At 49.7% G+C, this 9,341-nt stretch carries 7 protein-coding genes and 1 pseudogene; 4 read left to right on the forward strand and 4 right to left on the reverse strand.

The annotated features are described in order from the left end of the window. Positions 1 to 695 (reverse strand): annotated as a pseudogene (locus Q0628_RS01685) (dihydroorotate oxidase); the annotation flags it as partial. A gap of 112 nt (positions 696 to 807) precedes the next feature. Here Q0628_RS01685 and Q0628_RS01690 point away from each other — a divergent pair. Both Q0628_RS01690 and Q0628_RS01695 read left to right on the forward strand, forming a co-directional pair. Further along, the gene (locus Q0628_RS01690) at positions 808 to 2,181 is read left to right on the forward strand and encodes a M20/M25/M40 family metallo-hydrolase (protein WP_298767845.1); all 1,374 of its coding nucleotides are present in this window, start codon (positions 808 to 810) and stop codon (positions 2,179 to 2,181) included. Further along, on the forward strand, positions 2,181 to 2,882 hold the full coding sequence (locus tag Q0628_RS01695; RefSeq protein ID WP_298767846.1) for an NAD-dependent deacylase: 702 nt from the start codon (positions 2,181 to 2,183) through the stop codon (positions 2,880 to 2,882). The genes Q0628_RS01690 and Q0628_RS01695 overlap by 1 nt, the downstream gene beginning before the upstream one ends. A 6-nt stretch (positions 2,883 to 2,888) precedes the next feature. On the opposite strand, the gene Q0628_RS01700 is transcribed toward Q0628_RS01695, so the two are convergent. The 3 genes from Q0628_RS01700 to Q0628_RS01710 all read right to left on the reverse strand — a co-directional run bounded on the left by Q0628_RS01700 (position 2,889) and on the right by Q0628_RS01710 (position 7,606). Continuing rightward, positions 2,889 to 3,911, reverse strand: a complete 1,023-nt coding sequence (locus Q0628_RS01700) for an ABC transporter ATP-binding protein (protein WP_298767847.1) — start codon at positions 3,909 to 3,911, stop codon at positions 2,889 to 2,891. Between the two features lie 143 nt (positions 3,912 to 4,054). Next, positions 4,055 to 5,134 carry an ABC transporter permease gene (locus Q0628_RS01705; protein ID WP_298767848.1) on the reverse strand — a complete coding sequence of 360 codons (1,080 nt, stop codon included), beginning with the start codon at positions 5,132 to 5,134 and terminating at the stop codon, positions 4,055 to 4,057. 21 nt (positions 5,135 to 5,155) lie between these two features. Continuing rightward, on the reverse strand, positions 5,156 to 7,606 hold the full coding sequence (locus tag Q0628_RS01710) for an ATP-binding protein (RefSeq protein ID WP_298767849.1): 2,451 nt from the start codon (positions 7,604 to 7,606) through the stop codon (positions 5,156 to 5,158). 177 nt (positions 7,607 to 7,783) lie between these two features. Here Q0628_RS01710 and hflX point away from each other — a divergent pair, with 177 nt between their 5' ends. After that, positions 7,784 to 8,953: a GTPase HflX gene (hflX, locus tag Q0628_RS01715; protein ID WP_298767850.1), complete on the forward strand. Its 1,170-nt coding sequence runs from the start codon at positions 7,784 to 7,786 to the stop codon at positions 8,951 to 8,953. 93 nt (positions 8,954 to 9,046) lie between these two features. Further along, on the forward strand, positions 9,047 to 9,341 hold a 295-nt coding region (locus tag Q0628_RS01720), incomplete at its 3' end, for an STAS domain-containing protein (protein ID WP_298767851.1).

The following is a 9,341-nucleotide window of genomic DNA, read 5'->3' on the forward strand; positions in this document are numbered from 1 at the left end:
TGCGCGTTACGGTATTTCATGATTTCGCCAAAGATACGCTCTGTTAGCGACAGATCCATATCGACTCGCGATTCACCCGTATTCGGACAGCTCACGTTAATTTCGATGTAGTCACCCGCCTTGTAGGCAATGGCAAAACTCTCTACGACATCCTTCAATTTTTCGTTTTCGTCGGTAATCCCCGGAGTTTCCGCGACCGAAACACCAACACAAAGGCCTACCTTGTGCGCCTTCGTCAACTGGGAGTCCACCCGGCGCGCAATCACCTCGACTCCTTCATTATTGAGTCCCATGCTATTATGGATTGCACGGTCATTTTCAAGGAATCCTATACGCGGACGATGAGTATTGCCTTCGCGGAACCTGCGGGTAGCCGTTCCAACCGAAATACCGCCAAAACCCAGGTTGGCATAGTCGCAAATGCGCTTGGCGCTCTTGTTCGCGCCGGCGGCAAGGATAATGGGACAACCCAAATAAAGGGAATTACTATGATCCGGGAACGAGATGACACGCTTGAGCGTCTTGCTCTTGTCAGGGCGTCCCCCCATGAAAGGTATAAAGGGCGCAAATCTTGCCGCATACTTGAGGGAATCGTGGCGAAATTCCGGATTATTATGGAAAATGTGGCGGATAAGCGCCAGCACGCGGTCGCCGAAGTTCAGGTAATACTCGTGGTTCACGCAATTAAATGACATGGGCGGAGTCCTCTAGGGCTAATCTTTACCCTGAAAAATAGAAAATATGGGCCCTCCGCGACCATTTTTTAATTCGTTTTCTATTTTGTTTTGCATAAAAGGATTACAGAAAATGGTACAGGACATCAAAAAATCCATCCACGAAAAGATGCCGCGCTATATCGAGACGCTCTGCGAACTCGTAAAGATTCCCTCGATCAGTTTCGACAACTTTGACCAGAAATTCGTTTTGAAGTCTGCCGAAAAAGTCAAGGAACTCTTTGAAGCGGCTGGACTTACAAATGTGCAGTATCTATTGCCGCCCAGTGGACGCCCTTCGGTGTATGGAGAAAGCCTCACAAGCCCAGACAAGCCGACCGTTCTACTCTATGCACACCACGACGTGCAGCCCCCCATGCGTGAGGCTCTCTGGAACACAAAACCTTTTGAAGGAACCCGACAAGGAGAGCGACTCTTCGGGCGCGGAACCGCCGACGACAAGGCGGGAATCGTCACGCACCTTGCTGCACTGGAACAAGTTCGCGCCTGGAAAAAAGATGAAGGACCGAACCTCAAGTTTCTCATCGAAGGAGAAGAGGAATCCGGAAGCGCTGGCTTTGCCGAAATTTTAACGAAAAACGCAGAACTCTTGAAATGCGATGCGATCATTGTGGCGGACCTAAGCAATTTCGCCAAGGGAATTCCCTCGATTACGACCACTTTACGTGGCATGAGCGCCATCGGAATCGAAATCAAGGCGACGAAGGCTCCGCTCCATTCCGGAAGTTGGTCAGGGCCGATTCCCGATCCGGCACAGGTACTTTGTCGCATGATTGCAAGCCTCACTGACGGAAAGGGAAATATTCTCATTCCACATTTCGAGGACTCCCTGGTCCCCCCTACCGAAGCGGAACTCGCCTCGTACAAGAGTCTTGGCATGACCGAAGAGATTTTCAGGAACGACGGCGGAATTCTTGGAAACACCAAGCTTAAAGTTTCCGAAGACGAAATTCTGATTTCGCTGTGGCGCAAGCCAAGCCTCGTCGTAACTGCCATGGAATCTGGTAGCCGGCTGAACGCGGGCAACGTGCTGCAGAACATGGCCTACGCCCGCATCGGTATTCGACTCGCTCCAGGCATGAATTCCGAAATCGGGACTCAGCAGCTTATTGAATTTTTGCAGGCGCAGGTTCCCTACGGACTCGAATGCAACATCGTAGCCGAGGACGGAGCAAACCCGTTCGTCACCGACACGACTCACCCGTTCTTTAAAAAGATGAGCGAATCGATGGCGGAAGCCTACGGAACCGAAACCAAGTTTATCGGATGCGGAGCAAGCATTCCAGGTGCAGAACTCTTCCGCAACACCTTTGGCGACATACCCATTCTGCTCACAGGTCTCGAAGACCCAGAATGCAATGCACATGGCGAAAACGAAAGTCTGTACCTGCCGGACTTCGAACACGGCATCGTAGCCGAAACCCTGTTCTTTGGAGGAATCTGCTAATGAGCACGACCAAGTATCCAAGACTCGTCGTTCTGACCGGGGCTGGAATCAGCGCCGAATCGGGACTTCGCACTTTCCGCGGCAACGACGGAATGTGGGAACACGAAAACATCGAGGACGTGTGCACTCCCGAAGGTTACTACCGCGACAAGAAACGCGTCAAGGACTTTTACAATTTCTTGCGCAAGGGATTAAAGGATCACGAACCGAATGCCGCCCATATTGCCCTGGCAGAACTTGAAAAGAGACTCGGCGATGATTTTCTGCTGGTCACGCAGAACGTAGACAATCTGCACGAACGCGCGGGATCCAAGAGAGTGCTACACATGCACGGCGACCTGATGCGCCTTACCTGCGAACACAACCCGAAACACGAATTTCTCTTTGATGGCGAAGAAACGCTCGACACGCGCTGTCCTTTCTGCGGAGCGATGACCCGTCCAGACATAGTCTTCTTCGGAGAACAACCTCTGTATATGGAAGAAATACAGGATGCCCTGCAGCGCTGCAAGGAATTTGTCTACATCGGGACCAGCAGCATAGTCTACCCTGCCGCAGGCTTCAAGAGCTTTGCTAAAAGCTTCGGCGCTAAGGTGACATGCCTCAATCTTGAAGTTCCAACGAGCGACCCCTACACGGATGTATTCGTACAGGGGAAGGCAACCGAAATCGTCCCAAAATGGGCAGAGAACTTTAAGTAATAAATCCTATTGCAGCAAAAAACAATTCGCTTCGTGGCTCGTGGAGCCCGGAGCCTTTTGTTTTGGAGGCAACATAGCACTGCGGCATTGATCCAAGCATTTTTCGCAGCGGTCGGCAAAGCGACAACCCTCGACAAAGTCCTTCGGATGCGGCACGGAACCCGGAATCGACTTCATGGTACGCATATCGCTATGATTTTCGGGAATAGCGGACAGGAGGCCCTGCGTGTACGGGTGCATCGGAGAGTCAATCACTTCGCGGACGGCTCCAGTTTCGACAATGCGGCCTGCATACATGACGGCAACACGATCTGCGTACTGCGAAACAATTCCCATGTTATGCGTAATCAGGAGCACAGCCGTTCCCGTGCGTTTTGCCATATCCTTGAGCACAGCCAGTACCTGCGCCTGTACCGTGACATCCAGAGCAGTCGTCGGTTCGTCGGCGATAATCAGTTTTGGCTTAGATAGTAGCGCCATCACGATGCACACGCGCTGCAGCATCCCTCCCGAAAGCTCGTGCGGATACGATTCCAGGACTCGGTCAATATCCTTGAACCCAGCAAGCGCAAGTTGCTCACGAATCACGGACATGCAATCACCATTGGGGCGTCCGCAAAACCTAAAGATTTCCATCAACTGCTTCTTAATGGACACCACCGGATTCAAAGCCTGCATCGGTTCCTGAAAAATACATGCAATTTCGGAGCCTCGAATTTTTTGCAATTCCTCAAGGGGCAATTTTGCTAGATCTAACGGAGCAGAATTTTCACCTGCACAGTAAAGTACCGAACCTTCGACAATCTGAGCGCTCGGCTGAGGCAGCAATCTCAAAATGCTCATGGCGGTCACGCTCTTTCCACATCCAGACTCACCTACCAGCGCAAAGAATTCGCCAGAATAGATGTCAAAGGATACGCGATCCGTCACCTGTAGCGGCTTGATGCCATCACGCGGTTTGCCATTCTTGTCAAACCCGAAAGCAACCGAGAGATCGCGCACCTGCAAAACCGGCAAAGAATTAGACATATCGATCCCCTGATTTAGGATCAACACAAGTCTCCGCAATTGACTTATGCATATTTGAGAATACAGCGTCAATTGCTCCGCGCTTCCACGACTCGTCAATACGAGTCGTTCTCGCTTGGCATGGATCCTTCAGTCGATTCATACTAAACATATCTATCTCCCGACTTCGGATCCATTGCATCTCGCACGCCTTCGCCCACGAACGTAGTCAACAGGAGCGTTACAAAGAGTGCGGCCACGGTACTGACTGAAATCCATGGGGCATAAAGGTTATTGAGTCCCTGACTCATGAGTTCTCCCCAACTGGGCGTAGGCGGCTGGAGTCCAAAGCCCAAAAAGTCTAGCGATGTCAAGCTCCCGATTCCGCCAATCAGCGTGAACGGGAACAGCGTCACCACCGGCGTCATCGCGTTCGGCAAGATTTCCTTAAAGAAAATATGGCGGTGCCCCATGCCCAGGACCTTGGCCGACTGCACATAGGTCATGCCGCGCAACTTCAGGAATTCAGCACGCATATAGTAGCTGAGGGAGATCCAGTTGAACGCAGCCATGATCAGAATCAGTAGCCAGAAGCTACGACCGTAGATGCTTCCGATCAGAATCACCACATAAAGCATTGGGAGCGAAGACCATATTTCGATAAAACGCTGCATGCCCGTATCCCAGAACTTACCGAGATACCCCTGGATGCCGCCAATCACAATTCCAAGGAAAGTACCAAGAATCGTCAGCAAAAGGCTAAAACTGATACAGATTCTAAATCCATGAATCAGTCTCGAAAGGACATCGCGACCATTACTATCGGTACCGAGCCAGTGGCGGGTACTCGGAGCAAAGGGAGGGGCTCCCTCTTCACTCAGGTCGGCTTTCAGCGGATCGTGAGGTATCGGGGGCATGATAGCCCATATTTCCGGACAACCTCCTGCACGAGTAAAACCTTCGGCGGCATCCTGTTCGCATTCGCGGATGCCGACAAAGAGTTTTGCGTAATCCGCTTCAGTCTGGTATTCACCGCCAAAATCAACATCGCTGTAACGCACAAATGCGGGAAAATAGCTTGTACCGTTATATTCTAGATAAAGCGGTTCGTCATTCACCAGCCAGGGACTCGTAAGCGACAGAAGATAAACTAGCACAAGTACAAGCAAAGACCAAAACGCCCGCTTGTTCTTGCGGAATCGTTTCAGTCGATTCAATGTTTCCTGTGTCAGGCGAAATTTCATGTATCAAATGTAATAAAACGGCTAGCTCAAGTATTTGGCTAGGGTTTCTGCCATGCGGACAGAATCGACAGGCTTCGTAATGACATCGTCCATTCCGGCGCGAAGCGCCGCTACACGCGTTTCGTCAAAGGCATGTGCTGTCATTGCAATGACAGGAAGCTTAGACTTACGGAAATCAATCATGTTGCGAATGACGCGGACCGCTTCAAAGCCATCCATTCCAGGCAGTTGGATATCCAGCAGAACGACGCCATAATCATCGGGAGATGCGGCTTGCAGCATCTGTATGCCCGTTTCGGCGTCGGCAGCCCAGTCAACATTCAGTCCCATCGTTTCGAGCATTTCCTTTTCAATTTCCGCATTCATCTCGTTATCTTCAACAAGAAGGACCCGTTTTTTCTTCATCTCCTCACTTACCTTTGACATCGGGTCATACTGAACCGTTTCTGGCGCAATTTTCAAGGGAAGCGTCACGACGACATGGGTACCCTTGCCAAGTTCACTCTGGACATCAATCGAGCCATTCATTAAGTCGACATATTTCTTGACAATAGATAGGCCAAGTCCGGATCCAGACACCTTTTGTGTATTTGCAGTTCTTTCTCGTTCAAAAGCATCAAATATATGTGGCAGGAAGCTTTCCGAAATACCGACACCCGTATCATCAACTGTAATTTCGAGATAGCACATTCCCGGCGTCGGATGATCCAGATCCCTGAACGAAACACGGACTGATCCATACGCATCCGTATACTTAATCGCATTGCTTACGATATTCAACAAGATCTGCTGAAGCTTGACCTTATCCGTATAGACATTATTCACCCGAAGGTTTCTGGACACATGCAGGAAAATGTTGCGTTTTTCTGCTTCCTGTTCAAAGGAGGCAATAATATTCCCACTCAAGGATGCAACCAGTACAGGATTTTCGTCTAGTCCGACCACGCCAGATTCAATACGGGACATATTCAGTACGGAATTGATAATATCGAGGAGCTGGCGACCCGACATATTGATATTATCGAGATAGCGATGCAGCCGCACCATTTCATCTTGATCCAGCTTCACTTCCGACAAAGCCCTCAAAGATAGATCACTGTAGCCCAGCACGGCATTCATCGGCGTACGGATGTCATGACTCATGTTGAACAGGAAGTCCGATTTAGCCTTGTCCGCCTTTTCAGCCTTTTCCAAGGCAACCATCAGCGACTTACGCTGTTCATTCAATTCCTTACGCTTTTCTAGTTCCGCCTTCATGGACTCATCGATATTCCTGAAACCGATGACAAATTCGGAGCGATCCTTCGATGGTTTAACAAAATGCGCCTGCACATAATGTTGAGAACCCTCGATCTCAGCACGATACACTAATTCAAAACGTTCCTTCTGAAGAAATTCCTCACGTAAGGAACTAATCATCATGAAGCGAGCCCACAACGAACGATCTTCCTCCTTGACAAAGCGCATCACGTACATGGGAATCAGGTTATTGTAGAGAATATCCTCTTCGAACATGTGAGTGACCATCGCGAAAACATCTTCATTCATACGAAGAAAGACTACCTTTCCGGTATCAAAATTGACTTCCACGACACTCTTATAGGAATCAGTCAACGCATCAATCAGGTTACGATGATGTACCGCCGCTTCGTTATACTGACGCCGACGCGCGCGCACTTCCACAAAGATATATAGACCAAAAAGGAGGAAGACAAGTAAAATGACTGTTAACGCATTTAAAAGGATCTTATCCCTAAAGTCGTTCAGAATGTGATACGGAACAATCTGTACAACATACCATCCCGTCGATTTTACATGGACAATCCCTGCCACGGAAGTTCCGAATGGCGACGAAAATCTAAATGTCGATGACTTTCCTAAAAGAGCCCGCTTTTTGAAGACTCCATAAACCTCCTCAGGAATGAAATCGAGCATTTTCTTTTCAAACGGAATGCCATATTGCGGACCTTCCATGTTGGTCGAAAGAATTGTCAAATAGTTATCGCAAAGGACCGTAACTAAAGCTTCACCCGAAATACTATAGTTCAAGTGTTTTTTGAAATCATCGCTTTCCGTATATGAAGCAATTAGAACACCCGCTATGGAATCACCTTTATAGATGGTTTCGTAGAAATGAAGAAGCACTCCGAGAGAATCCTCCGAGGGGTCGACCCAAAACCCGGGTTCACCAAGCATTCCCCGACGCAGATAATCTACACTATTCTTTTTAAACGGCAAGTTTCTTTCGATCCGCACCATCGGGTCGTTGGGAATAAAATACCAGGACGACAATGCCGCATCTTTCGGAAACATCTTGCGAACTGAATCGGCCGAATAGACTGAATCGCGAATGGAATTACCCACAAGAACGGACGCCACATGCATATTCTGCCTAGCATAGTACATGAACGCATTGATGGAATTTTCAACTTTCTCGACATTTTGTTCAACGGCCTTTTCCGTCTGCTGCAAAAACAGTTCTCTCGTAAAGTAGGAATAGAGGCCAACCACCAAAATGACCGCGACAACTGTCGCCAGAACTACAGGGTTTAGTCTTATCCATCTCGATTTTTTTCGTTGTTTATTTTGCATATGAAGATCTTCTACACCTTCCATATTTATAAAAAAGTTTTCTATTATGGTGGCTGTATGAAAAATTTTACCATCGAACATAAGCCGCAAAAGGAAAGATGCATTCTGGTGGGCATATCTACGCCCAAAGTACGCCCCTGGCTTGCAGAAGAACAACTCACAGAACTTGCACGGCTGGCTGAAACGGCCGGAGCCGAAGTGGTTCAGAGTTTTTTGCAGAGGGTACAGAATTTTAGCCCGGCAACGCTCATTGGCGAAGGTAAAGTAAACGAAGTCAAAAAGGCTCTTGAGGAAATGGATGCCCAAATGGTCGTATTCGATGACGATCTCTCGGGCTCTCAAGTCAGGAACCTGGAACAGCGGCTCCCGGGAATAAAGGTTCTTGACCGTACGGGACTTATCCTGGACATTTTCGCGAAGCATGCTGTAACGGCAGAAAGCCGCCTGATGGTCGAAGTGGCGCAGCTCCAGTACATGATGCCGCGCCTGACCGGCGCATGGACGCACCTTTGTCGCCAGCACAACGGCGGTATCGGCACCAAGGGTCCCGGCGAAACCCAGCTCGAAACCGACCGCCGCATGATCCGCAAGCGAATCCAAGAACTCAAAAAGAAGCTTGAAAAAATCGAGGACGCCCGCGAAAGTCAGGCCGAAAACCGAAACGACATTTTCCACATCGGTATCGTGGGCTACACGAACGCGGGCAAGTCTACGCTCACCAACCGCCTGACCGGCGCCGACGTATACGTCGAAGACAAACTGTTCGCAACCCTCGACAGCACCACGCGAAAGCTCTACCTAGATGGCGAAAACATTATCTTGTCAGACACCGTAGGCTTTATCCGCAAGCTTCCGCACAACTTAATCGAGACCTTCAAGAGTACGCTCGGCGTGGCCGCTCATGCGGACTGCATCCTGGAAGTCGTGGACGGTTCCGCGCCCGACTACCGGGAGCATCTGGAAGTCACCCACAAGACCCTTGAAGGAATCATCAGCAAAGATACGCCGCGCATCCGCGTCTTCAACAAGGTGGAAATTGTCGACGAAGCCCGCCGCACGGAACTCCACGAGAACTACCCCGAGGCGATCCAGGTGAGCGCCCGCGAAAACATCGGCATGGAACGCCTCCGCGAAACCTTCAAGGAGCAGCTCGCCGCCTGGCACAAAAAGCGCGAAGTCCACGAACTAAAAGAGAAAGAACGCGCCGAAGCTCCCTGGAAAGAGTAAACGAACAGCGAATTATCTTCATTATAAGGCTTTTCGTCGTAAAAAAGCAAAAAAAGTAACACAAATTTTACCGATTTTCTAGATTTGGCCTTAATGGAAGGAAGAACGATCACACTCCCCACCACCCTTACGGCCGCAAACAGCAAAGAATTGTTGCGGGAGTGTCGGCGCACGCTCTACAAGGAGCCGCTGAACCTCGACGGTTCTTCCCTCACGCGCATGGACTACAGCGGCGACGCCTTCTTTGCGCTCCTTGCCGACTTAAGCGAAAAGACCGGCAACAAGCTCACGCTCGCTCACTTTAGCGAAGAAATCAAGGCGCAGCTCAAGGCGCTCAAGAAAGAGAAAATCCCCGAAAAAGTCAAGACGGGCTATAGCAATTTCCTCG

The sequence above is a fragment of the uncultured Fibrobacter sp. genome, assembly GCF_937877005.1.
In the GTDB taxonomy this organism is placed as follows: domain Bacteria; phylum Fibrobacterota; class Fibrobacteria; order Fibrobacterales; family Fibrobacteraceae; genus Fibrobacter.

Coding starts and splice junctions, on each gene's coding strand:
- Q0628_RS01690 (WP_298767845.1), top strand. CDS start 808: ATGGTACAGGACATCAAAAAATCCATCCACGAAAAGATGCCGCGCTAT.
- Q0628_RS01695 (WP_298767846.1), top strand. CDS start 2,181: ATGAGCACGACCAAGTATCCAAGACTCGTCGTTCTGACCGGGGCTGGA.
- Q0628_RS01700 (WP_298767847.1), bottom strand. CDS start 3,911: ATGTCTAATTCTTTGCCGGTTTTGCAGGTGCGCGATCTCTCGGTTGCT.
- Q0628_RS01705 (WP_298767848.1), bottom strand. CDS start 5,134: ATGAAATTTCGCCTGACACAGGAAACATTGAATCGACTGAAACGATTC.
- hflX (WP_298767850.1), top strand. CDS start 7,784: ATGAAAAATTTTACCATCGAACATAAGCCGCAAAAGGAAAGATGCATT.